At 39.1% G+C, this 26,140-nt stretch carries 22 protein-coding genes; 14 read left to right on the top strand and 8 right to left on the bottom strand.

Going from position 1 to position 26,140, the window contains the following annotated elements:
* From BTN98_RS01135 to yjjX, 9 genes are all read left to right on the top strand, one after another.
* The coding region (locus BTN98_RS01135; RefSeq protein WP_167390196.1) for a hypothetical protein at positions 1-204 on the top strand (204 nt) is incomplete at its 5' end.
* A 664-nt stretch (positions 205-868) separates the two neighbouring features.
* Positions 869-1,111, top strand: coding sequence for a hypothetical protein (locus BTN98_RS01130; RefSeq protein WP_060996880.1), 243 nt, complete (start codon positions 869-871; stop codon positions 1,109-1,111).
* A gap of 254 nt (positions 1,112-1,365) precedes the next feature.
* Positions 1,366-2,517: an iron-containing alcohol dehydrogenase gene (locus tag BTN98_RS01125; protein WP_060997699.1), complete on the top strand. Its 1,152-nt coding sequence runs from the start codon at positions 1,366-1,368 to the stop codon at positions 2,515-2,517.
* 230 nt (positions 2,518-2,747) lie between these two features.
* The gene (locus BTN98_RS01120) at positions 2,748-3,284 is read left to right on the top strand and encodes an HPP family protein (protein ID WP_060997698.1); all 537 of its coding nucleotides are present in this window, start codon (positions 2,748-2,750) and stop codon (positions 3,282-3,284) included.
* A complete protein-coding gene (locus BTN98_RS01115; protein WP_060997697.1) occupies positions 3,277-3,693 on the top strand; it encodes a universal stress protein in 417 nt (138 codons plus the stop codon). Before BTN98_RS01120 ends, BTN98_RS01115 begins: the two co-directional genes overlap by 8 nt.
* Positions 3,694-4,014: 321 nt before the next feature.
* Complete coding sequence (gene ahpC, locus BTN98_RS01110; protein WP_060997696.1) at positions 4,015-4,572, top strand: alkyl hydroperoxide reductase subunit C; 558 nt, start codon at positions 4,015-4,017, stop codon at positions 4,570-4,572.
* A gap of 252 nt (positions 4,573-4,824) precedes the next feature.
* Complete coding sequence (gene ahpF, locus BTN98_RS01105; RefSeq protein ID WP_060997695.1) at positions 4,825-6,405, top strand: alkyl hydroperoxide reductase subunit F; 1,581 nt, start codon at positions 4,825-4,827, stop codon at positions 6,403-6,405.
* A gap of 660 nt (positions 6,406-7,065) precedes the next feature.
* Positions 7,066-7,704, top strand: coding sequence for a helix-turn-helix domain-containing protein (locus tag BTN98_RS01100; RefSeq protein WP_060997694.1), 639 nt, complete (start codon positions 7,066-7,068; stop codon positions 7,702-7,704).
* Positions 7,705-7,841: 137 nt separating this feature from the next.
* Positions 7,842-8,357 (top strand): inosine/xanthosine triphosphatase, encoded by a 516-nt coding sequence (yjjX, locus tag BTN98_RS01095; protein WP_060997693.1) that lies wholly within the window; start codon positions 7,842-7,844, stop codon positions 8,355-8,357.
* 67 nt (positions 8,358-8,424) lie between these two features.
* Here yjjX and trpR read toward each other — a convergent pair whose 3' ends face one another.
* Positions 8,425-8,739, bottom strand: coding sequence for a trp operon repressor (gene trpR, locus BTN98_RS01090; protein WP_060997692.1), 315 nt, complete (start codon positions 8,737-8,739; stop codon positions 8,425-8,427).
* A 558-nt stretch (positions 8,740-9,297) separates the two neighbouring features.
* On the opposite strand from trpR, the gene BTN98_RS01085 reads away from it, so the two are divergent.
* A complete protein-coding gene (locus BTN98_RS01085; protein WP_060997691.1) occupies positions 9,298-10,182 on the top strand; it encodes an ATP-grasp fold amidoligase family protein in 885 nt (294 codons plus the stop codon).
* Between the two features lie 165 nt (positions 10,183-10,347).
* Here the strand turns inward: BTN98_RS01085 and sltY are convergent, their stop codons facing one another.
* Complete coding sequence (gene sltY, locus BTN98_RS01080; RefSeq protein ID WP_231730673.1) at positions 10,348-12,285, bottom strand: murein transglycosylase; 1,938 nt, start codon at positions 12,283-12,285, stop codon at positions 10,348-10,350.
* 274 nt (positions 12,286-12,559) lie between these two features.
* Here sltY and ettA point away from each other — a divergent pair, with 274 nt between their 5' ends.
* Together ettA and BTN98_RS01070 are read left to right on the top strand one after the other, a co-directional pair.
* Complete coding sequence (gene ettA, locus BTN98_RS01075; RefSeq protein WP_060997690.1) at positions 12,560-14,227, top strand: energy-dependent translational throttle protein EttA; 1,668 nt, start codon at positions 12,560-12,562, stop codon at positions 14,225-14,227.
* Between the two features lie 271 nt (positions 14,228-14,498).
* A complete protein-coding gene (locus BTN98_RS01070; RefSeq protein ID WP_082732129.1) occupies positions 14,499-15,482 on the top strand; it encodes a M23 family metallopeptidase in 984 nt (327 codons plus the stop codon).
* Positions 15,483-15,579: 97 nt separating this feature from the next.
* Here the strand turns inward: BTN98_RS01070 and radA are convergent, their stop codons facing one another.
* Positions 15,580-16,971, bottom strand: a complete 1,392-nt coding sequence (gene radA / locus BTN98_RS01065; RefSeq protein ID WP_060997688.1) for a DNA repair protein RadA — start codon at positions 16,969-16,971, stop codon at positions 15,580-15,582.
* Positions 16,972-17,121: 150 nt separating this feature from the next.
* Between radA and BTN98_RS01060 the strand changes: the two genes are divergently transcribed.
* Complete coding sequence (locus BTN98_RS01060) at positions 17,122-19,470, top strand: PilZ domain-containing protein (RefSeq protein WP_060997687.1); 2,349 nt, start codon at positions 17,122-17,124, stop codon at positions 19,468-19,470.
* 49 nt (positions 19,471-19,519) lie between these two features.
* Here the strand turns inward: BTN98_RS01060 and serB are convergent, their stop codons facing one another.
* Complete coding sequence (gene serB / locus BTN98_RS01055; protein ID WP_060997686.1) at positions 19,520-20,485, bottom strand: phosphoserine phosphatase; 966 nt, start codon at positions 20,483-20,485, stop codon at positions 19,520-19,522.
* A gap of 263 nt (positions 20,486-20,748) precedes the next feature.
* Here serB and BTN98_RS01050 point away from each other — a divergent pair, with 263 nt between their 5' ends.
* Entirely contained in the window at positions 20,749-21,363 is a 615-nt protein-coding gene (locus tag BTN98_RS01050; RefSeq protein ID WP_060997685.1) for a YtjB family periplasmic protein, read from the top strand.
* A 110-nt stretch (positions 21,364-21,473) separates the two neighbouring features.
* Here BTN98_RS01050 and deoD read toward each other — a convergent pair whose 3' ends face one another.
* The 4 genes from deoD to deoC all read right to left on the bottom strand — a co-directional run bounded on the left by deoD (position 21,474) and on the right by deoC (position 25,931).
* Positions 21,474-22,193 carry a purine-nucleoside phosphorylase gene (gene deoD, locus BTN98_RS01045; protein ID WP_060997684.1) on the bottom strand — a complete coding sequence of 240 codons (720 nt, stop codon included), beginning with the start codon at positions 22,191-22,193 and terminating at the stop codon, positions 21,474-21,476.
* Positions 22,194-22,372: 179 nt separating this feature from the next.
* Positions 22,373-23,593, bottom strand: coding sequence for a phosphopentomutase (locus BTN98_RS01040; RefSeq protein WP_060997709.1), 1,221 nt, complete (start codon positions 23,591-23,593; stop codon positions 22,373-22,375).
* Positions 23,594-23,603: 10 nt separating this feature from the next.
* Positions 23,604-24,935, bottom strand: coding sequence for a thymidine phosphorylase (gene deoA / locus BTN98_RS01035; protein WP_060997683.1), 1,332 nt, complete (start codon positions 24,933-24,935; stop codon positions 23,604-23,606).
* A 219-nt stretch (positions 24,936-25,154) separates the two neighbouring features.
* Positions 25,155-25,931, bottom strand: coding sequence for a deoxyribose-phosphate aldolase (gene deoC / locus BTN98_RS01030; RefSeq protein WP_060997682.1), 777 nt, complete (start codon positions 25,929-25,931; stop codon positions 25,155-25,157).
* Between the last annotated feature and the right edge of the window lie 209 nt (positions 25,932-26,140).

Genomic DNA, 26,140 nt, shown 5'->3' with positions numbered 1-26,140 from the left:
CTGTCTTTGTATACACCGACATTGAAAGGTGAACAAGTTAAAACAACAGCAGAGCAAGCATTATGTACAATTAATGCTTCAGGTTTTTATGGGATTGGTTTTGTAAACAATAATAATCAATGTGTTCAACAACCTGAAGTCTATTGGTCAAATGGTAATCGGTGGGTATTTTCATCAAAATGGAGTGATTATAAATACCGTTAATTAATATGTAAGTTATCTGATTTTAAGGTTCTGTCGCAAATCTAGTTAGAGGTGTGACAGACCTATCCTACAGATCACACTTCTCGTCCATGTAAGCTGGCTAAGGCGCCTTCCATTGACTTCCAACCTAGAAAAGAACATTGGACAGCCATGTATTTTTTCAAATAAACCCTTTCACTAACAACAAAATGTAATAACTGCAAATAATGAGTACTTGATGATGCCTTAGTTGAAATTGAGACTTTCGTTTAATGGTATTCACGAATGCGCTGCTGAATCGAGATAACATCTGATTTTAAATCGCTATTATCAAAACGATCACCACATAAATATGCCCGCCATACATAGCAATTAATCACATGATAAATTCGGTAATTTGAGGATCTATCAATTTGCCTCTTGAGGTTTTAGGTTCACCTCAAACAACTCTTAAGTTGTACCAGCCACCACATACAACTTAAGAGTTGTATTTAATGTAACTGCTCTTTCTCGCACCTGCTTCTAAAACCTCATTCCTAAAAACCCCTTTTTCCAATTACAATCAAATTAGTAATAATCTTTTGCAATTTAACGAAATTGTTTTGTTTTCAGTAATTTTTAATATAACCCCATCGAAACGCAGACGGTGTTGACAAACAATGATAAAGATAAGGTTATACAACTCATGAAAACAGTTATTAAAGCAATTATCGCTACCGCTATTATCGCCACTTCTTACACTGCATCAGCACGTGATGGCGCATTCACAGGTAACGTTAGTTTCAATAACCAAGCAAATAATGCAGTTGTTGCTAGCCACTACGCTGTCAACGGCACAGCTGATAAATCACATTCAGGGATTGTGGTAACCAACAAAAACAGCCACATGAGCTTTAATGACAAACTATTATCAGCGGCTGATAAATAATAATAGAGCACTAGATTTCCCCTACTTTAGTTAAAAAACAATTATTACCTATAATTAAAAGTGTTTTTGTTTTTCTCTCTATTGTTACCAAAATAACGAGGTGTAGAATAGCTGCATCGACACAAACAATAACCACTAAGTTCGATATAACAGCAGCCGTTATTCGTTTTTGAAACGCGCAATCAAACAAATTCAGACTTATGGCTAACGCGGTAAGTCACTATAAATTAATAAATAATTATCGGAGCTTTACTATGAGCAATGTATTTTACATGCCACCTGTAACCTTAATGGGTCCTAACGCTATTCAATCTCTAGGTGCTGAACTTGCATCAAAAGAATTGAAAAAAGCACTTATCGTGACTGATAGTGTATTGGTTGAAGTGGGTCTGGTTAGCAAGCTAACAGATGAGCTAAAAGCACATAACTTAGATTTTGTTATTTACGATGGTGTGCAGCCAAACCCAACAGAGAAAAACATTGAAGATGGTCTAGCGCTACTAGCTGAAAGCAAAGCAGATTTTGTGATTTCATTTGGTGGTGGTTCATCTCACGATACAGCTAAAGGTATCGCATTGGTGGCAGCTAACGGTGGTCATATTCGTGATTACTCAAAAGGTGTGCATCTATCTAAGAAACCACAACTTCCATTGGTAACCGTGAACACAACTGCGGGTACAGCATCAGAAATGACTGTATTTGCAATCATCACTAACCAACAAGATGAAACTAAATACCCAGTAGTTGATAAGCACTTCACGCCGATTATTGCAGTTAACGATTCAGAACTAATGGTAGCAATGCCTACGTTCCTAACGGCAACAACAGGTATGGACGCATTAACTCACGCAGTTGAAGCGTATGTTTCAACAGCAGCAACGCCAATCACTGATGCATCTGCAATCAAAGCGATTGAGTTAATTGTTAACAACTTAGAAGCAGTAGTGAATAACGGTCAAGACCGAGCCGCACGTGATGCAATGCAGTACGGTGAGTACTTAGCAGGGATGGCATTCTCTAATGCTTCTCTAGGTTACGTTCACTCAATGGCGCACCAATTGGGTGGTGTTTACGACCTGTCACACGGTCTATGTAACGCAATCCTATTGGCTGAAGTTTCACGCTTTAACGCCAAACAAGTACCAGAACGTTTTGTGGATATTGCTAAAGCAATGGGTATCGACACCGCCGCAATGACGCAAGAGCAAGCAGTAAATGCCGCCCTTGAAGCGATTGATGCACTATCTGAAAAAGTAGGCACTAAGCAACGTTTAACTGATTTGGGTGTAACAGAAGACAAGTTAGCATTCATGGCACAAAATGCCCTAAATGATGCCTGTTCTTTAACTAACCCACGCAAAGCGAGCTTAGAAGAAATCGTAAATATTTTTAAAACACGGATGTAATTATCCTGACTATCGGTAATTAATCTGTCGAAAAGGTCGCTGATTTATCAGCTGTTTTTTTATATCTACAGCTTTGGCCTGAAATATAGTTACACATAATATCGGGCTAAATTAAAATAGGGATCATGACCGCATTCTTAGATAATACTAATAAAGCATTAATACCCCTCTCATTTAATTATACTTGTCATATAATATTAATAAATTGAACTAATAAGTAAGTATTACGAATGGATGATATACCAAAGGGGATCCATTATAAGATCACCCACCCAGCTCATAAACTTTGGATGATTGCATTAGTTGCCGCAGCTGGTTCTGCATTGTGTATTGGTATTCTTGCCTTTGTCGATGGTGTAGCCAAAGGAGACTATTTATTAGTCGCACCTTTTGGAGCCACCATGGTATTGGTCTTTGGTTTACCGCAAAGTCCTTTAGCCCACCCTAAAAACGTCGTATTCGGTCACCTAACGACAGCGATCACTGGCATTATATTTGCCAACTTTTTACCTGTCACATTTTGGTCTCTCGGCTTAGCGGTTGGTGTTGGAATATTTCTAATGATCATTCTCAATGTTACCCACCCACCAGCAGGGGGCAACCCGTTATTGATCATGTTAGGAGCCCATACCAGCATTCTGTTTGCGTTTTATCCCATTTTTGCAGGTAGCTGCATCATTGTTCTAATTGCACTGTTGTACCATGCATTAGTCTCTCGTTTAGAATATGCATGGGTTAATAAACCTAAAGAAGGCAAAGATGTATAAAAAAGTATTGTATGCGCTAGATATCGATTCAAAGCCCTATCTTCTCAAAGCGATTGCGTTAGCTGATCAACTTAATGCAGAACTGTTTGTGGGTTATGCCACCAATCTTGATGAACAGCTTTTTTCTGATGATGCATATTTAGGAAATACTGTTGGGAATGATATTGTTAATACCGAAAAAGAGGCGTTAGAAAAGAAAATAAAGGCCTTAATTACAGACACAAGCTTAAATAGAGATCATGTCTATATTGTTAATGGACCTATCGGTATGGCTATTGAACGATTGGCGACAAATTTATCGGTTGATTTAGTGGTTATGGCTAATTCTCACCATTATTTTAGCTTTTTATCAAAAAATGCCCTGCTAATAAAACTAGCAACTCATCATGATTTCTTAAGTTTATCTTGATGATAGCCGTATTAGCTCTGTTAAAAATGTCCTATTTTGTTATCAAATAAAATAGGACATTTTCATTAAGCTGAAACGTTCAAAACTCAATTAATAGCAATTCACTCTCCAGCATCACTACTTACCTATTCCCCACATTCCATTCTACGTAATAAAAACAAACCTCAAAAATATACCAACCCAACAATAATAGGTTTTGGCTATTGAATGTATCAGCTGTAACGATTTCCTTAATATTCCCATTTTGACGATAATGACTTCAGAGATTTGATTTGCACTACAGCATAAAAATTAAAATTATATTCAAAAGGATTCCATATTATGATCAACACAGAAATCAAGCCATTTAGTGCTACAGCATACAAAGAAGGCAACTTCGTAGAAATCACTGAAAAAGACGTTCTAGGTAAGTGGGCAGTATTCTTCTTCTACCCAGCTGACTTTACTTTCGTATGTCCAACTGAGCTTGGCGACCTAGCTGACCATTACGCAGAGCTACAATCTCGCGGTGTTGAAGTATTCTCAGTATCAACTGATACTCACTTCACTCACAAAGCATGGCACGACAGCTCTGACACTATCGGCAAAATCAACTACTACATGGTAGGTGACCAAACTGGTAACATTACTAATAACTTCAACGTTATGCGTGAAGGTCAAGGTCTTGCAGACCGCGCTACTTTCCTAATCGACCCACAAGGTGTTATTCAAGCAATGGAAATCACTGCAGAAGGCATCGGCCGTGAAGCTGAAGACCTAATGCGTAAAGTGAAAGCTGCACAATATATTGCTGCACACCCTGGTGAAGTTTGTCCTGCAAAATGGAAAGAAGGCGAAGCAACACTAACTCCTTCTCTAGACCTAGTTGGTAAGATCTAATCTTATTAACCTTTGATGATAATGTTTATTTTTGACATAGCGTCGAATTGAAATACTACTCATCCTGCTTTTAAGTAACTCATTTATTTAAAAGTAATAAGGCATCAAACATAAACATCATGTTTGGTGCCTTATTCATTCAAAGACCTTCAAACATATTTACGCCTTTTTATATAGGCAATATGTCGTATTACAGTAGACCCACATTGATTATCTGCTGTTAGGCCATGAACAAATTAAAAAGGCAAGATTATGTTAGAACAAAACATCAAGCAGCAGCTAAAAGCGTATTTAGAAAATTTAAAAACTGACGTACAACTGGTATTAAGTTTAGATGATAGTGACACTGCACAAAAACTGCATGAGTTAGCTTACGAAATTGCAGAACTAAACGATAAAGTTAGTGTTATTGAGAATAATAATGCCAGCGCACGTAAACCTGTTATGCAAGTGGTTCACCCAACCAAACAGACCTCAATCAGCTTTGCAGGTCTGCCAATGGGACACGAATTTACTTCATTGGTATTAGCGCTACTGCACAGCGGTGGTCACCCAATGAAATTAGAACAAGCGGTTATCGATCAAATCGCAGCATTAGATCAAGACATCGTTGTTGAAACCTTCATTTCACTATCTTGCCAAAACTGTCCTGATGTTGTGCAAGCGTTCAACATGATGGCAGCGATTAACCCACGTATTAAAGCAAGTATGATTGATGGTGCGGCTTTCCAAGCGGAAGTAACAGAACGCAATATCATGGCTGTACCTACTGTTTATGTAAACGGTGAAGTATTTGGTCAAGGCCGTATGTCACTAACTGAAATTTTAAATAAGTTAGACACTGGCGCAGCTAAAAAAGCAGCAGCAAGCCTTAATGATAAAGCCCCGTTTGACGTATTAGTGGTTGGTGGTGGCCCAGCTGGCGCATCAGCGGCTATTTACTCTGCACGTAAAGGTATTCGTACTGGTGTTGTTGCCGAGCGTTTTGGCGGTCAAGTAATGGATACCATGTCTATCGAGAACTTTATTTCTGTTCAAGAAACAACGGGGCCTCGCTTAGCAGCAAGCCTTGAAGAGCACGTAAAACAATACAACGTTGATATCATGAGTGAGCAACGTGTTAAGAATATTGTTGAAGCAACTGAAACTGAAGATGGTTATGCCCATATCAATCTTGAAAGTGGCGCAATTTTAAAATCTCGCAGTGTGATCATCAGTACTGGTGCTCGCTGGCGTGAAATGAACGTCCCAGGTGAACAAGAATACCGTAATAAAGGTGTTGCTTACTGCCCACACTGTGATGGTCCGTTATTTAAAGGTAAACGTACTGCGGTTATCGGTGGTGGTAACTCAGGTATTGAAGCGGCAATTGACCTTGCTGGTATTGTTGAGCATGTGACTGTACTTGAGTTTGCTGACACATTACGTGCCGACCAAGTGTTGATTAATAAAGCAGAAAGTATGCCTAACATCGACATTATTAAAATGGCACAAACCACAGAAGTGGTTGGCGATGGCACCCGTGTTACAGGTATTAGCTACAAAGATCGTAATACAGATGAAATTAAACACATCGAACTTGCAGGTATTTTTGTTCAAATCGGTTTAGTGCCAAACACTGAGTGGCTAAAAGAATCAGCAGTGGCATTAACACCACGCGGTGAAATTGAAATTGGTGCTCACGGTAATACTAACGTTAACGGTATTTTTGCTGCCGGTGATGTTACTACCGTACCTTATAAGCAAATTATTATTGCAATGGGTGAAGGTGCAAAAGCAAGTTTAGGTGCTTTTGATTACTTAATTCGTACTCCTGCACCAACTGCTAAATAATAACCTACCAAATAAAAACCTAAGTTATTAATACTTAGGTTTTTATATCTAAACTTTTCTTGTCATTCGATTTAGTAGCAATTTAGTCAATAAAAGCTTTATTTAACACTGTAGCCATAATTTCACGAAATTCATGGCCACAAAAAACATACCAAATAGACATACTGGCTTGTATTCAGCATCAATAAATCATGGCTATCATCAATCTTATCAATAACAACATTAATACCCATAAAAACTATTTAATTTTATTACTGAGCTAAGTATCACTAGGTTAGTCTATTTTACAAAATAAATTACAATTTACAAAAATAAAAAAACAAATAAACACATTTTATTTAACACTTCAAGGTTTACTTTTAAAGCATTAAAAATCATAACGTTACAAATATAGTTATTTTTTTTATCGAAAATTATCGTTTCTATACTCTTTTTTTTTACGTCTAATGATTACGTTTCCCGCCCTCAAACTTATTTTTTTTCGCGTATTTTGTTCCCTTTTTTACCCATCTTTCCTATGGGGTATATTTCTTTAACCAAATCAATCCCACTTTTTAAGTAACTCTGATTCCTTTTCTACACTTTTAAGTAATATGTTTTATAACTATTGAGAATGAATTTTTCATTCACACTCCCTATTTGAAGCAGGAAGCTAGTTACATGGAATATTTAGAAAGAATTAAGCGCTTGGCTAAAGTTCAAGGCATTAGTCAAAAACAACTTGGTGAAGCACTTAGTCTTCAGCAAGGTACAATGAGTCGTAAACTATCAGGTAAGTACGGTATTGAAGTACGCGAACTAGAAAAAATTGCTGAAACTCTAAATACATCAATTGGCTATATTCTGACTGGTCAAATTGATACTGGAACACAAGCAACAACGACTATCAGCACCCAACATGATAGTTCTGCGACCTGCACTTATATTCCGGTTATTCACCGTAAAGACTTTTCAGCTTATAATTTAGGTGACTCTGTTGAAGTAATCAGCAAACGTGCGATCCCACAACACTTAGAACGTGATGCATGTCTAGGCTTATTCATTGATAATGAAAACATTGCCCATTGCGCACCTGTAGGTAGCTACGCGTTAGCAACTAAAGAAGCTGCTTATCGTCCAAAGCAACCAGTATTTGCTTCTGTTCGTGGTAGTGAGCCTGATTTTTACCACATGACCCAACTTGCTGATGGTGTTGTGTTCTCGACCTCACAGCCAGATTTTCCTAACTTATTTGTTAATAACGGTGAGTTCCAAATTCACGGTTATATTATTCAATCAGACTGGGCTTACGACCGTTAATCACTACGGAATGCTCAACTAGGGATAAATACAAGCTCATCTTAATTAGGTGGGCTTTTTTATTTGCTGTAATTTTGTTCTTAAATACGCTACTTTCGTACTGTTTATTCATATTTTACTTTGACGAATAGTTAATTATGCCAACCATTATTGTCGCATCAGCTAACCCAGCCAAAATTACCGCTGTCAGTAATGCATTTAAGGATGCGTTTCCTCAGCAACAGTTTACGATCACAGGAGTGAGTACAGTCAGTGGCGTTCGAGATCAACCTTTAACCAGCGAAGAAACATTATTAGGTGCGAATAATCGAGTTGCTTATTGCCGTGAACGTTACCCAAGTGCTGATTACATCGTTGGTTTAGAAGCCGGCTTAGATTGTAATTTTACCTTTGCATGGATGGTAATTGAACATCAAGGCAAGAAATCGACAGCTCGCTCAGCATCATTACCATTACCACCACTCGCGTTAGCGAAAATAGCGCAAGGCATAGAGCTTGGAGATGTGATGGATGAAATGTTTGCTCAACAGAATATTAAGCAAAAAGGTGGTGCGATTGCGATGCTAACTCAACACTTATTAACTCGTAGTAGTGTTTATCAACAAGCGTTAATCTTAGCATTGATTCCTTTTTTAAATCCGGAATTATACTAAATATCACACAGCGTTTATTTATAATAGCGCTGTGCATAAACGGCTAAAATGATTGAATGACTAAATATTACAAACTGGATGAGCCATTTTTAGCCAGAAAATCAGCTAACCATGCTTTGGTGTCATCATCTTGATGCTTTAGCTCATTTGAACCTCGAGTAATTGTCGCAACACCCACACCAAGTAACTCACTAATTTTACGCTGACTACGTTCGCCATTAAGTAACTCGTGGACAATATTCACGCGAGCGATCAAAGCTTCTCTTTCATCATGAGTTAATAATACTTTAAACAGTAATTGATCTCTTTGTTGTGCAGATGCTTGCTGAAGCAAATCCAAAACCTGTTGCCAATCAGTATACTTCGGTGAGTCTACAGCCATTTTTATTTATCCCATCAGGTATTATCTCGGGGTTGCAGTGTACCGCGATTCCCACATCTGACCAAGCAAGTGTTATTTTTATATTTCATAACCTTATAAATAAATACTCATACTAATAGTGCTTATATTTATTGATAACGTCTTGGATTGATAACAATAACGATGCATATCACTCTTAATAAACATAGTTAATCATAATATATAACAAAATAGATCATGATTTTATTTGTAGTTATTATATCGATTTGCTAAAAATAGATTAATCTATGAAATTTTTCGTTAATGTTAAAAAAAAAAATCAAACGAAACATATACATTATTACTGTAACAATTACCTTTAAAAACAGCAGTTAATACACAAAATGTATACTAACTACCAGAAACATACAATATTATAATTGAAAAATGACATAGAGATAACATAGCAAATAGGATCAAAAGTTGTAATTTAGTTATACTAAGCTATTCATGAATAATACTGATGATCAGTTGATATATAAAGTATAAATAAATCTATTAAATTTGATTGTCAAATAAATAACAGGCAGAGAACCTAAGATGGAAAGCTTACAATATCGATTGTTTTCAGGAATAGTATCTAAACTTCCAATAAAATTACGCTTACAGCTTTTATATTACCGTAAATATAAAAAATTCATTAATTACTCACACCCAAAAACCTTTAATGAAAAAATACAATTAAAAAAGATTCATGATCGCAGTGAGTATTTAACAATTGGTGCTGATAAATTGGCAGCAAAAGAATTTATAAAAACAATTGCGCCAGAATTGTACATTCCAAAAACATTATGGGTTGCCAAATATATCGCTGATTTTGATATGTTCCCATTTAATAAAATGCCAAATGATTACGTATTAAAAGCTAACCATACTAGTCAAACGATTGAATTTGTACGTAACGGTAAACATTTTTCAAAGCAAGAGATGAAAGCGTTTGCTGGGCGTTGGTTTAAAAAAGATCAATCAGGTTCACTTGGTGAGTGGGGATACCAAAATATTCCACCACGTGTATTTGCCGAAGAGTTTCTTGATTTCAATGGCACAACTCCTGATGATTACAAACTGCATGTTATTGATGGTAAAGTAGAATTCATTCAATTAGACCAAGGTCGATTTGAAGAGCACTTCCGTAATCATTATGACCGTGATTGGAACGAATTAGGCATCACTGTGGTTTACCCTCGTCGTGTACCTGTGCCTGAAAAACCTGAATTTATTGATAAAATGATCGAAATAGCAGAGCGCATTGGTCAACATTATGACATGGTGCGGGTTGATTTATATTTCCATAATAATCAAATTACTTTTAGTGAGCTAACTATGTACCCTGCGGCGGGTTTTGCTCCTTTCCCTCAAGAGTGGGATGAAAAATTTGGTAAGCGTTGGATTTTAGATTACCCAACATATTCACAGAAAAAATAAACTCATAATTTATTTCATATCGGACTTTATCTATATTTTTGCTGCTGTATAGCTAACCGCTACTGTTATCTCTCTGCACAACAGTAGCGGTTTTATTTTTATAATTACAATAAATTTATTAAATAGATTGAACCGCAGCAATTGTCAATAAAACACCTAATACTATTAATAATGCGCATTTAATTCTTCAGGACTAAATAAAATCCCTTTATGTCCCATCAATTCATTGTAGTAAATATCAAACATTAATACATTTTGAACATAACCACGTGTTTCATTAAACGGTATTTGTTCAATGAATGAATAAACATCTAATTTGCCTGCGGTTATTTTTTTCCACTGCGCAACTCGACCAGGCCCAGCATTATAAGATGCAAAAGCATAAATACGATTACCATCGTTACGCTCTAACATCATCTTTAAATAAGCACTGCCTAAACGAATATTAACACTTGGATCAAATAAACTTTGTTTACCTTGGTATTTATAATCAAGTTTTTTAGCCGTTTCAGCAGCTGTAGCTGGCATCAATTGCATTAAGCCACTTGCGCCAACATGTGATCGCGCGTGAATGTTTAACGCACTTTCTTGACGCGCTAATGCCATCATGGTCGATGCTGGAATATTGCGTTGTTCACTGAAGAAATCAAATAACCATTTGTGCGCTAAAGGAAATCTTAAGGTCATATGATCCCATAACTTACCAGAAATAGTCGCCTGCACTGCCAAGTAATGCCATTGATGCTTTTCAGCATATACCGCTAACTGGCGCTTAGTTTGCACGTTGGTAATTTTAGAGAGCAAATACCCCCACTCACGATTAACCGCAGTCACTTTATCAAGTGCGATTAACTCTTTAACACGTGCTAGGCTCTTGTTATAAGGTGTTAATAAAGCAGTCGCCGTTGGCGCTTTCGTTAACGGGTACATAATTGGCTTATGTAATATCGTTGCCGCAGCCGCACTATAGAAATCTCGCTCGCCTAATAGTGAAGTATAAATTTTATCCGCTTGTTTTTTCTTGCCATTTTGCGCTAATAACTTCGCTTTCCAAAATGTCCAACGCGGCGTCTGTTGTGCTTCTTTTGGTAAGCGGTTAATCCATAATTGAATTTGTTTCCAATTAGCTTCACGGATCGCATTACGTATACGGCGCTCTAAAAGAGTGGCGTTATCGCTGTGGGCTAATTTACTGTCACGCCATTGGGCTAACGCAGTATCATTGGTCGACATTAATCGAGAGGCTACCGCATCAGCCAGTGTTTGCTTGGTCGCTTTATCAAAATGTTGCCCGCGCATTACTCGATCGTATTCAGCCACAGCTTGTGGCGTATCTTTACGGGCTAGAAATAAAAAAGCATTCTTGGTAAGTAACTGATTAAAAGGTGTTACTTTACTTTTCTTAGCAAATTCACCCACCTTTTGAGGCTGATTATATAGCGCTAATATGGTTTCACCAGTTGCTTTAGCGTCACCGGTTAACAACTTATCAAGGTAGCTTAATAAACTATTATTACCTTTAGCATAGGCTAATACCATTCGATCTAACACCATGGCATTGGTGCGTTTACCTGTGGCGCTCCAACTATTTAATAACGCATCACAACTGGCTGGTAACGAGCTTCCCGTTTGCCATAATTTTTCAGCTCCCTGCCATGCTAATGTCGCCTTACCTGTTTGGGCTTTTGCATAATAAAAAGCGCACTGTAGATCTATCTGTCTTGGTACAGCTGGTTGAATCGATAAAAAATCATGCCAACGTTCAGTTTTAACCAACTGATTTAAATAACGTGTTTTAAGTGTTTGGCTAAAAGGTAGCATTTTATACTTATTGATAAATACCTTTACTTGGCTAGCATTTTTAGTCGCTAGCTGGGCGTTAAATTCACGATATTCTAAATAAGGGTATAATGGATATCCTCCTAACTTAGTTTTTTGCTGATGAAATAATGCCATATCATTGGCTGAAAACGCATTTTGCGCTTGTTCATACCATGTACGCTGCTGATCTAATGTTGCCGCTTGAACACTCACAGCAGTGGTTAATCCGACGGTCAACAAAGCAAGTGAAAAAACTCGAGAATAACTAAATAGACGTGCCACGATTAACTCCATATAAAAAACGCCAAAACTTATCGATAAGCCTTGCTCAATGATAGCAAAAAAAGGCAATATCGTATCAATATAAGTCGTTACATACCTTAACGAATATATAATTTCCATTACGTATGATTGTGATGGTAAGCATTACAATAAACAATCACTTTTATCGCTAAAATACTTTACTGAGCCAACGAATAACCAACAATTCGAGTGAACTTTTAAAGATTATAGGTACTATATAAGCTTCATTTTAGAGTAGAGATCACACACGGATATGGCTGATTACGTCTATACCATGTCGCGAGTGGGCAAAATCGTCCCACCTAAGCGTCAAATCTTAAAAGATATTTCATTAAGTTTCTTTCCTGGTGCAAAAATTGGTGTTTTAGGCCTTAATGGCTCAGGTAAGTCAACTTTACTGCGTATTATGGCTGGCATTGATACCGATATTGAAGGTGAAGCTCGTCCACAAGCTGGATTAAAAATCGGTTACCTGCCCCAAGAACCTGTACTAGACGAAAGCAAAACAGTACGTGAAATTGTTGAAGAATCAGTGTCTGATGTTAAAGAGGCATTAATTCGTCTTGATCAAGTTTATGCAGCCTATGCTGAACCTGACGCTGATTTTGACGCTTTGGCAAAAGAACAAGGCGATTTAGAGTCGCTGATTGAAACCAAAGATGGTCATAACCTCGGTATGCAACTTGAGCGTGCTGCCGATGCACTACGCCTACCGGATTGGGATGCACCTATCAAGAATCTATCGGGTGGTGAGCGTCGTCGTGTTGCTATTTGTCGATTATTACTTGATAAGCCAGACATGCTGCTACTTGATGAGCCAACTAACCACTTAGATGCTGAGTCGGTAGCATGGCTTGAGCACTTCTTAGTTGATTACAGCGGTACTGTGGTAGCGATTACCCACGACCGTTACTTCTTAGACAATGCCGCTGGCTGGATTTTAGAACTTGACCGTGGTGAAGGTATTCCATGGCAAGGTAACTACACCTCATGGCTAGAGCAAAAAGATGCGCGTCTAAAACAAGAATCATCGCAAGAACGTGCTTTGCAAAAAACCATCGAGAAAGAACTTGAATGGGTTCGTCAAAACCCTAAAGGCCGTCAAGCGAAATCAAAAGCACGTATGGCGCGCTTTGAAGAGCTAAACACTAACGAACACCAAAAACGTAATGAAACCAACGAGCTATTCATTCCACCAGGTGAGCGTTTAGGCGACAAAGTTATTGAGGTTAATAACCTTACTAAATCGTTTGGTGATCGCGTACTGATTGATGATTTATCATTCAGCATGCCAAAAGGTGCAATCGTCGGTATTATCGGTGCTAACGGTGCGGGTAAGTCAACACTGTTTAAGATGCTAAGTGGTGAAGAGCAACCGGATTCTGGTTCAATTGAATTAGGTGAAACGGTGAAGTTAGCCTCGGTGGATCAATTCCGCGATAGCATGAATGACAACAACACGGTTTATCAAGAAATTTCTGAAGGTGCTGATATTATTAAGATCAACAACTTTGAAATTCCAGCACGTGCCTATGTATCACGCTTTAACTTTAAAGGCAGTGATCATCAAAAACGCATTGGCGACTTGTCAGGTGGTGAGCGTAACCGTGTTCACTTAGCGAAACTGCTAAAATCGGGCGGTAACGTATTACTACTCGATGAACCAACCAACGACCTTGACGTAGAAACACTACGTGCGTTGGAAGAAGCACTACTTGAGTTCCCAGGTTGCGCTATGGTTATCTCGCATGACCGTTGGTTCCTTGACCGTGTTGCGACTCATATTCTTGACTATCGCGATGAAGGTAAAGTGAGCTTCTTTGAAGGTAACTTTACTGAATACACTGATTGGTTGAAGAAAACATTGGGCTCAGATGCTGCTGAACCACACCGCATTAAGTACAAACGTATTGCAAAATAATTATACTACTGCGCTGTAATCAAAAAAGAGCTGTTTAAACAGCTCTTTTTTACTGAAAAAAAAACGACTTTAAAATCAAATAGTTTCAAAAATAACAGCAGAACAACATACTGTATTTCCTCATTTATGTGACGTCATGGCTAGCAATAATAAAAGCAACAACCTAGACTGAAAGACTTATTACTTATCGCTAGTTGATTCGATACGGACCACTCTCAACGGTCTTAATCTCTGTCAGCTTTCACTTATTTCTTAATAATAGCTATAGATTATGTCTCATATAGAACCATCATCGTCAGAGCCATCATTAACCAATAAATCGCCACACCCGCTACAACGCTATTATCGTGCCGCGATGATCATTACGGTCTGTGGTATTTTTAGCTATGGCAGTTATTCAATGTTTCACCTTTATCAAAATGCTAAAATTTCTCAAATCAAAGCTCAAAAATTAAGTGCCCAAGCATTAGCATTAAGTGCTTCACTATCTGAAGAAACGGCAATGAATCATGATCTTAACCAAGAATTAGCGAGTAAGAAAAAATCATTAGTTACCCTGAACCAGCGTATTGATGACATGGAAACAGTGCTGGGAATTGAGCCAGTTGATGAAACTCAAACCATCGCTCAACGGGTTGATACTGCTGCAATTAACTCCGCAGTCAGAGCAACGTTACTTCAGCTGATACCAAATGGCCCTCCGACACCAAATGTTCAATTAACATCTGGCTTTGGAACCCGCGTTCATCCGATCACCAAAAAGCGAAAACGCCATGATGGCCTTGATTTTGCAGCTAAAATTGGCACTCCGATCTATGCCCCCGCAGATGCTGTTATTGAGCGAGCTCGCAGCAGTAATTATGGTTATGGTAATCAATTAACCTTAAATCATACGATGGGGTTTATTTCGACTTACTCTCACATGAGTAAATTTAAAGTTAAGCAAGGTGAGTTTGTTAAAAAAGGCCAACTTATTGGTTGGACGGGTAATTCGGGACTATCAACCGGACCTCACTTACATTATGAAATTCGCTTTTTAGGCAAACCACTTAATCCACGGCCATTTGTTAAATGGAACATTGAAAACTTTGATGAGCTGTTTAAACAAGAAAAGAATGTTCAATGGACATCGTTGCTAGACACCATCAATGGCATGGTTGCAATGCAGGTACAATTGACCGGCGATGAAAACCACGATATCGGCATCACTACTGTTAATTATACCAAGCCTATAAACAACCAAGACGATCTTTAATAACAGCCCTATCTATTTAGCATCCATTAAAAAGGCCAATCATATGATGATGATTGGCCTTGCATAATCTAATCGTAACTCACTTATACCATTGGTGTTAGTTAATGAGCTCAATCAGTTCATGGATGGTTTTCACTGCGACAATTTTAGCCCCAAGCCCTTCCATTGATTTATGATAATTACGATAAGGAATAAAGATTTCAGTGAATCCATGTTGCGCCGCTTCTTTAACTCGCGGTACGCCACTATCAATCGGACGCACATCACCATTAAGACTTAACTCACCCATGATGCACGTTGTGCGTGGCACCACAAATTCATTTAAACTACTCAGTAATGCTGCCACTAATGCCAAATCAATACAGGTTTCTGATTCGTCAATTTTTAAACCACCCACAATATTAAAAAATGTATCGTGAAAGATTTTGGTCTTGGCGTGCTTACGTAGAATTCCGGTTAACATCTTAATTCTATTCATATTTAATCCAACACAGACCCGCTGTGGAAACTCACCTTCAGTTTCTGTGGTTAGACATTGAATTTCTAATAAAATATTTCGATTACCTTTACGAATACAGGTGATCGCAGAGCCTGATGATTCGGTGGTAGAACCCGATAAGAATATTTCACTTGGGTTATCAACACTGAGCATACCGCGCTCTGTCATACGAAAAATACCCACTGTATCAACGTCACCAAAGCGGTTTTTATTGGCGCGTAAGGTACGCACTTGGCCATCATTGGTGTCGATATGCAGTAACGCATCAACAATGTGAACCAGTGTTTGAGGCCCAGCAATTTCGTTATTTTTATTCACATGCGCAATCAAAAACATAGTAACGTTGTTTTGTTTACAGTATTGCGTCAGCGCTTGTGCTGCTGTTTTTACTTGTGATGGTGAACCAGGACTACCATTGGCTAATTCTGTTGATACTGCCTGAATCGAGTCAATAACCGCAAATTTAATCTGTTTTGCCTCTAATTCAGCGATGATCGCTTCAACACTAGTTTCAGCCATCAGATATAAATTATCTTCATTACAGTCTAACTTTAAGCGATTAACACGGTTTTTAAACTGTGATAGTGATTCTTCCGCAGTACAGTACAGTGATGGCATCAGTTTAGACATTCGCGCCACTAGATCTGATAGCAAGGTTGTTTTACCCGCACCAGGATCACCTGAAATAATGTTCACAGAGCCTGTGGTTAATCCTCCACATAACACTCGATCAAGTTCACCAATACCAGTTAACATTTTCTGAGCATCAACAGCTTCAACTTCGTGCAGCTTTTTAGAGCCACCACCAGCAATACCTGCATAGCCTGACAAACTTGAACGTGCAGACGTTACACTGCCAGTTTTAGTGTTAGGAATCGTAAATTCAGTGATGGTATTCCATGATTTACACCCAGAACATTGGCCTTGCCAACGCGCAAAGTCCATACCACAGTCGCTACATACATACGCTCGTTTTGCTGCTTTTGCCATTCTAGTTCCTACATCACTCATTATTCACAATTGCTAATCAGATTAGCGTCAAGAATTTATCAAATAACGACAAATACATGTCAGTTAACACTAAACTTTTTGTTGTTGTAACCGATAAGTCTATCTAGCCACTCATTAATAGACCTACTCATGCATCTCGACGATTATAAAGCCCTGATTGAACAGTTATTGCCAATCTATAACCAGCTTGATTTTGAGCCCATATTCAAATTATTAACTGAGCACGAAACGGGGCCGGTACGACTACAAATAAAAATGGAAATCAATCGCTTGATGGCCCCTTGCAATAAAATTATTGATCTTCGAGGGCGGGTTAAAGGTCAGTGTCGACTGTATACTTTTAATGGGTATGACCATTGGTTAGATGATGTCGCTATCAATATTTATCATCGCCGCAGTCGTGTGTTTGGCGGTCAGTATTGCTATGGACTTTACGAAGAGTTAATTAACACTCATAACAATTTTCGTATTATCCACCAACAGCAAAAACAGCCACCAACAGAAGCTGTAGCAGCAGACACTCAGTACAGTTTATTTCAAGCTCAATTGATTCAATTTGGATACTACCTCAGTCGTGAAGAAAAGAGGCTCAGTATCGCAACCCCAATGGCATTAACATTAACTAATAGCCAACAAGTACTGGCGACAACGGTCGATCTTTCTCTTTCTGGTGCAAAATGTAAAGTGCCTGCGGCGTTTGATTACCAACTTGGTCAAACAATTACTGCTTCGTTTCCACAACTGGCACAACAATACCAAGATGCGCGTCTTAACCAAAGTCACCACTATCGTATTTTAGGTATTGATGATATTCAAGATAACGACAGCATTAAATGGTTACGCTTATTGGCATTAACTGAAAATACGGCACTACAGGCGATTATTAAGCATGATCAGCATCAATCGTTCAGTCGTAATAACCATGACGATAAGATTATTCAATTGCGCACCCAAGGGTTTGAGCATTGTTACCTTAAACATACGACAACAATGCCATTATTTTTTGCCGAAACTAGCCTTAAATACAGCTTGTTAACCGATCATAATCAACACCAATGGCAATATTGGCATGATGAACGTAACCAACCGGTTATTAATCATCTGCTATCAGTCTCTCGTATCAGTAACCTCGGTCTAAGTAAGGTTTCACAAACCAGCACCTTAATTTATAGCTTCTTTCATGAGCATCAAGGCCAGCGTTATTTTTATTCCGCAGCATTGCCTGAAATGACTCGCCAACAACGGTTGTTATTTTGGCAGGTTGGTGCAAAACGTAAAAGTTGGCGTGTAATGCGATTAACACTCTACCCTTTAACCACTAACGATAAGCAAGCATTAGCCCAACTGACACCCGAAATGATGCCATATTGTCAGGATTTATCGCATATTGGTACCTTGCAAGATTTAACTCACTCGCAAGTCCAACCGGATTATCTTGGTGGCGCAGCATCAACCTTAATGGCTCAAGAATTACATCAATTCCGTCACTATCGTAACCCGATTAGCCAAGCAGAAGCGATTCATTTTGATCCTAAACCACTGCGCAGTGAATCTCGGTTTCAATATCAAACAACCATTACCCTTCAACAAAATAATGGCATAATCAGCGGCCATTCAATCGATTTTTCCAGTCGTGGACTGAATATTAATTTAGATCACCCCCTGCGCTGTAAGCAAGGTGACACTGTGATCATCGAGTTTACAGATTTAGCCCGTAGCACTAAAAATAGTATTTTAAAGAGAATGCCTTATCAGGTTATTCGCACGAGCCCTAATGGAAAAAATATTCAGTTAACGACCATTGAAAATGAAGACGGCTTATTAGGCGGGCAATTTCTACAAACGTTAATTACTTCTAATCTAGAGAAGCTGTCGGTATGCAAAGAGCCGCAACCTTCTGCGGCGATGTTGTTTGCGATGCACCAAATGTTGCTGACTCGATTGCATTGTTTGCCTTATTTCGCCGAAAAAATTGACCATAAAATCAAGGTAAAAGCGGTTGGATCCAATTTTCCATTATCTCCACTGGCAAACATTCTCCACCAGCTAAGTGATAATGATCGCTGTGATCTTGATATTATTTTCAAACAACGAGTCAAACAATTACTCGCCGGTCCAATGCGACCGCGAGACAAACAACCGCCTCCTGTTATTCATGAGTTATATTTAGCAGTTGAGATGAAAGACAATAAAGTGCATAAAGTTGACACTAAGCTCCGCCAAGATTTTGATGATGTTGCTAGCCAACGGGCATATATTGAACAAGCTCGCCAACATGGAGAGTTATTCGCATTGCGGATCACCGCATTACCCGTGCTGAATCCGCTTACGATCTTAATTGGTGAAAAACTCAGTAAATTAGCACGCTTAACATTACATCGAGCGCGAGCATTAGAAATGGAGTTCACGTCATTAATCGGTTGTGGTGAAATTTTAGATATTACTGATGAAGTGTTAATTCGGCTTGAAATTCATTAATGTGATTAACCATTCGCACCGATTATAAGGTGCGAATGCTGCATCAAACCTACCAAGCTAACCGTTGTTCGGCGAGGGATGCCGACAAGATACAAATGACCGCCCCTAAATCGGCATGACGAATTGCGACGTTTGCCTGTTGTTCAACTAGGGGTTTAGCATGATAAGCGATACCGAGCCCAGCAACATCCATCATCAGCAAATCGTTAGCACCATCACCCACAGCAACGGTATTATGCGGTTCAATATCAAACTCTTCAGCTAATGCCAATAATATTTCTGCTTTGGCTTTGGCATCAACCACTTTGCCAATCACCTTACCGGTTAACTTGCCGTCAATAATTTCAAGCGTATTGGAAGTTGCTGATACCAAATTAAATTGTTGCTGAAGATGATCGGAAAAATAAGTAAACCCGCCAGAAGCGATCGCTACTTGCCAACCATAATGATGCAAGGTCGCAATTAATTGGGGCAGCTCTGCCATTAACGGCAGTTGTTCTCGCACTTGCGCTAAAATCGCTTCATCTGCGCCAGCTAACGTAGCTACGCGCTGACGTAAACTTTGCTCAAAGTCTAATTCACCAGACATCGCCCGCTCTGTAACCGCCGCCACATCTTCACCAACACCTGCAAGTTTCGCGATCTCATCAATACACTCAATCTCAATCGCGGTTGAGTCCATATCTAATACCACAACCCCAGGCATTGATAAATCAGGAATATCACTCACATAAGCAAAGTCTAATTGCTGTTCTATCACTTTTTGCTGTTGCTCTAACGTTAGCTCACTGGCAATTAAAATTGCATCATATGCGCCGACTTTCCAAGCTGCGACAATATCAATAGCACTCAAACCAACATCATTAATCGCCTCAATATTATCAGTGGTAATTTGCTTACCATAGACTAACCAATTCGCTTGGCGCTTACTGGTATTCGTGACAGATAAAATCTCGGGAAAGCGTTTAAACAAGGTCGGGTGTTTGTTGATTTTGAGTACGTTCGCAACGTCCATTATGTCATCCTTAACAATTTGATTACTATAAACCTAACGATTGTACTCATGAAGAGCAAGTCAAATTGTAAAATGACAGTTATATCACTAATAACAAAGAAATGTTTATATCTATAAAATTAGTTACTTACGTGAAATTCTCTTTGCAAATCATTACCACCATCCATTTGTTAACAAAGTTTAACAATTACCTATAGGTGAAATAATCATCTATTATTTTTTTAGTGTAGAATAACCGTCATCGAAGTAATCGAGAGCTCTCAATGATCCAATGGAACACCAAACGGTGGCAACGTCAGCGACTGCATAAAGCCGTTATATTGCTAATATGCCTATTAACATTTATTGGCATTCTTCAATACGGTGCTTCACTTAGCCAACAAAACTATCAATTGTTAAGTGAACAAACTCAAACCTTATCACAAATTATTGTACGCCAAGCAGCTCAAAATTCAGCGCTAGATATTGAAAATAAAGACCAAGATCAACTGCAATTATTAGTTCAAAATTTAACAACTGAGCCATTAATATTGGATGCTAGTATTTACAATATTGAGGGAGTGGTATTAGCAAAAACCAAAGCCGCAATGCCATTAGAACAATTAACAGGGCTGTCGACGCCACTGGCAATGGCGAGTATCGGTCGCCAACAAATTGCAGAGCCAGTATTGCTCAATGGCCATATTATTGGTTTTATGCGGATCACGCTCGAACACGATAAATTACTGACTCATGCTTACGCTCAAATGGCGACCATGACCGCTATTATTCGAGGCTTAATGATAGCGGCATTGATTCTAGGCGGATTATTGATGTTGGTCTTTAGTCGTCAGCATTACCAAGGACATTTTCCATTCCTGCGTAATCAGCACCAATAACAACAATTAGTGACCATAAAAAAGCGGCAACAGTTGGCACTGTTACCGCTTTTTTATTTAACTTTCCTCATTAAAATAAGAACCTATAAACGGCCTTATTTCAACGACTATTACTCGGCATCACCAAGCAATACTGATTCTAATGCGATTTCAATCATCTCATTGAACGTTAATTGACGCTCTTCAGAAGTTGTTGCTTCACCACGTAGAATATGGTCAGAAACAGTACAGATAGTCAGTGCTTTAGCACCAAATTCTGCTGCTACGCCGTAGATACCAGCGGCTTCCATTTCAACACCAACGATGCCGTACTTATCCATTGTTTTGAAGAAATCAAAATCTGGGTTGTAGAACAAATCAGCAGAGAAAATATTACCTACTTTAACTGGAATACCTTTTACTTTTGCTGCATCTACAGCATTTTGTACCATACCAAAGTCAGCAATTGCTGCGAAGTCGTGGCCACCAAAACGGATGCGGTTTACTTTAGAATCTGTTGATGCACCCATGCCGATAACAACATCACGTAATTTAACGTCATCACGTACAGCACCACAACTACCAACACGGATAATTTTCTTCACGCCAAAGTCTTTAATTAACTCTGTCGCATAGATAGAACAAGAAGGAATACCCATACCGTGGCCCATAACAGAGATCTTACGACCTTTGTAAGTACCAGTGAAACCAAGCATGCTACGTACGTTACATACTTCAGTAACATTCTCTAGGAATGTCTCTGCGATAAATTTAGCACGTAGTGGATCACCAGGCATCAGCACGACATCTGCAAAATCACCCATTTCAGCATTAATATGTGGAGTAGCCATCGTTATATCCTTTTGTTAATTGAATCAGTTATCAGAAATGCTAGCATTTGATTTAAAACGCACTTTAGTAATAACTAATAATCGCTATCATATAAACAAGCACATTTTTATAATAATCAAGGCGATTAATCCAATGATTCCTCGCCTTGGTGATGAGAATAATAGCTGTTTATTCGTATTTATAGAAACGACTTACCGTAAGCCATATCTGAAGTACCAAAATGCTTAGCAAGGCTTTGGCCAATGTCAGCAAATGTTTCACGACGGCCTAATGAACCCGCCTTTACTTTTGGTCCAGTAACAATCACTGGAATATGCTCGCGAGTATGATCTGTACCCGGCCATGTTGGATCACAACCATGGTCAGCAGTAATAATTAGCACATCATCTTCTTTTAGCAAGGCTAAGATTTCAGGTAAGCGACGATCAAAGTATTCTAACGCTGCGGCATAACCTGCAACATTACGACGGTGACCATATGCTGAGTCAAAATCAACGAAGTTAGTAAATACGATACTGTTATCACTCGCTTGGTCAATTTGTGCTAACGTTGCATCAAACAATGCTGGAATACCGGTTGCTTTAACTTTACGAGAAATACCGCAGCCCGCATAGATATCAGAAATCTTACCGATAGAAATTACTTCACCTTGCTTTTCTTCAACCAACTTTTGCAGAACAGTTGCTGCAGGTGGCTCAAGAGACAAGTCACGACGGTTACCCGTACGCTCAAACTGACCTTTACCAGCGCCAGTAAATGGACGCGCAATAACACGACCAATATTGTAATCTTCTAGCTCTTCACGAGCGATATGACAAAGTTCCATCAACTTATCAAGACCGTAAGTCTCTTCATGACATGCAATTTGGAATACAGAGTCAGCAGATGTATAGAAAATTGGTTTACCTGTTTGCATGTGCTCTTCACCCAAATCATCCAGTACTTGAGTACCAGATGCATGGCAGTTACCTAAGTAACCGTCTAAGCCTGCACGTGCAAGAATGCGATCTGTTAGTTCTTTAGGGAAACTGTTAGTTTTATCGCTAAAGTAACCCCAATCAAACAATACTGGTACACCTGCAATTTCCCAGTGACCAGAAGGGGTATCTTTTCCTGATGAAATTTCTTTCGCGTGGCCATAAGCACCCACGATTTCAACGTTACTATCCATACCTTCAGGAAAACTACCACATGATTCTTCACATGCTTTTGCTAAACCTAATTTAGTTAGGTTCGGCAAATGTAGAGCACCGCTACGATCACCATTATCAGCTTCACCACGCGCACATGCTGCCGCAATATGGCCAAGAGTATTTGCGCCTACATCACCAAAATCAACCGCATCTTCTGTCGCGCCGATACCAAAAGAATCTAAAACTAAAATAATTGAACGTTTCATTTTTGCTCCGTTATACATCTTGTTTGCCAATACGACGGTATACTTCAGGGGTTGCTTCTGACGTTGTATCTGCAACGGTAATGTTAGCTCGTACTGCTTTCGCTGCTTCTTGCCATTGCGCTTCAGTGCGCGCATGTACCATTGCTAATGGTGTATCAGCATATACTTCATCACCAAGACGAATCATATTTGATAGACCTACTGCATAATCGATACTATCGCTAGCAACACGACGACCACCACCCATGCCGACAACAGCCATACCTAAACCACGCGTATCCATTGCACTTGCAAAGCCGGTTGTTTCAGCAAATACAGGTTTAACAATCTCTGCCTTATCAAGATAGTTATCATAATTATCGATAAAATCAGTTGGACCACCAAGACCTGCAACCATTTTGCCAAAACGTTCTGCTGCTTGACCATTATCTAACACTGCTTGAAGTTTGGCACGTGCTTGCGGTAAATCTGATGCAAGTTTACTGATAACTAACATTTCAGCACACAATGCCATCGTTACTTCATATAGACGCGGATTACGGTATTCACCGGTTAAAAACTGTACCGCTTCACGTACTTCAAGCGCATTACCCGCTGTTGATGCTAATACTTGGTTCATGTCAGTTAATAACGCTGATGTACATGTACCTGCACCATTAGCAACTGCAACTATCGATTTTGCTAACTCTTCTGATGCTGCGTAAGTTGGCATAAATGCGCCAGAACCTACTTTTACATCCATCACTAAGAAGTCTAAACCAGCCGCTAATTTCTTAGACAAAATAGACGCAGTGATCAATGAAATATTATCAACCGTTGCAGTTACATCACGGGTTGCGTACACACGTTTATCAGCAGGGGCTAAATCACCCGTTTGACCGATAATTGCCACGCCTGCTTCTTTGGTTACTTTACCGAACACTTCATTGCTTGGCGTAATGTTATAACCTGGAATCGATTCCAACTTATCTAACGTACCACCAGTATGACCAAGACCACGACCTGATATCATTGGTACATAGCCACCACATGCCGCTACCATAGCGCCCAGCATTAAAGAGGTCACATCACCCACACCACCGGTTGAGTGTTTATCAACAATTGGACCATCAAAGTTCATATGGCCCCAATCAATCACCATACCAGAATCACGCATTGCACATGTTAATGCGACCCGCTCATCCATAGTCATATCATTAAAATAAACCGCCATTGCAAATGCTGCGATTTGACCTTCAGAGACAGTGTTCTTCGCTACACCTTGAATGAAAAAATTAATTTCATCTGCTGTTAAAGCAATATTGTCGCGTTTTTTACGAATAATTTCTTGAGGTAAGTACATGACGATCCTCTTACTGATATAAATTTCAATGGGGAAAATTAATTATCTAGCGGTCAAATTACGCTATTAAGCCGCCAAAATTGGCCAGCAAAAACCCGTCACTGACATTTAAATATCATTGATAAATACGGTTAAATAACCTAGATAATTGTCACTAATATAAAATAATTAGTGTTAAGAAATAATAAGGTGGCATGAGGCCACCTTATTCAAAGACGCTTAGTAGCCGCCTTGTGCTGCTTGCTCGCCTTCACCTAACGAGTGAAGTAAGTTAGCAAGTAGGCTTGATGCACCGAAACGGTAATGACGGCTATCAGCCCACTCATCACCAAGAATAGTGTTAGCCATTGCTAGGTATTGTTGTGCATCTTCAGCAGTACGCACACCACCAGCAGGCTTAAAGCCAACTGTTTTTTCTACGCCCATGTCTTTAATCACATTTAGCATGATTTCAGCATATTCAGGTGTTGCGTTTACAGGCACTTTACCTGTTGATGTTTTAATAAAATCAGCACCTGCATTGATACAGATTTCAGACGCTTGCTTAATAAGTGCTTCAGTTTTTAGTTCACCTGTTTCGATGATAACTTTTAGAAGTACGTTATCGCCACACGCTGCTTTACATTGCTTAACAAGCTCAAAGCCTACTTCTGCATTACCAGCCATTAACGCGCGGTATGGAAATACTACGTCTACTTCATCTGCACCGTAAGCTACAGCTGCTTTCGTTTCAGCAACAGCGATATCAATGTCGTCATTACCATGTGGAAAGTTAGTCACGGTTGCAATACGTACATCTGGTGTACCTTGTTCACGTAGCTGCTTTTTAGCAACAGGAATAAAACGTGGGTAGATACATACTGCGGCAGTGTTACCAACAACTGTTTTTGCGTTCTTACACAGTGCAATCACTTTTTCATCAGTGTCGTCTTCATTTAATGTTGTAAGATCCATTAATTTTAATGCACGTAATGCCGCAGCTTTTAAATCGCTCATGACTCTCTCCAGTCGTAATGTTTGATCGAGATAGCATTAATTATACTATCTGAATACTCGATATGAATTCAGCAGTGAACTCATCAAATTCACTGCAATGCAACGACATTGATTATCGCTGTCATCTATGAGCGGACGTTGTTCCTTGAAGACCCAGTTATCAATTAACATAATGCTGGTTGCTATCCTTAGCACCGCGCGTGCGACCT

The sequence above is a fragment of the Photobacterium aquimaris genome, assembly GCF_002954455.1.
Taxonomy (GTDB): Bacteria; Pseudomonadota; Gammaproteobacteria; order Enterobacterales; family Vibrionaceae; genus Photobacterium; species Photobacterium aquimaris.
Note: the sequence above shows the minus strand (reverse complement) of the source record. Positions and strands in the feature narration are given on the sequence as shown.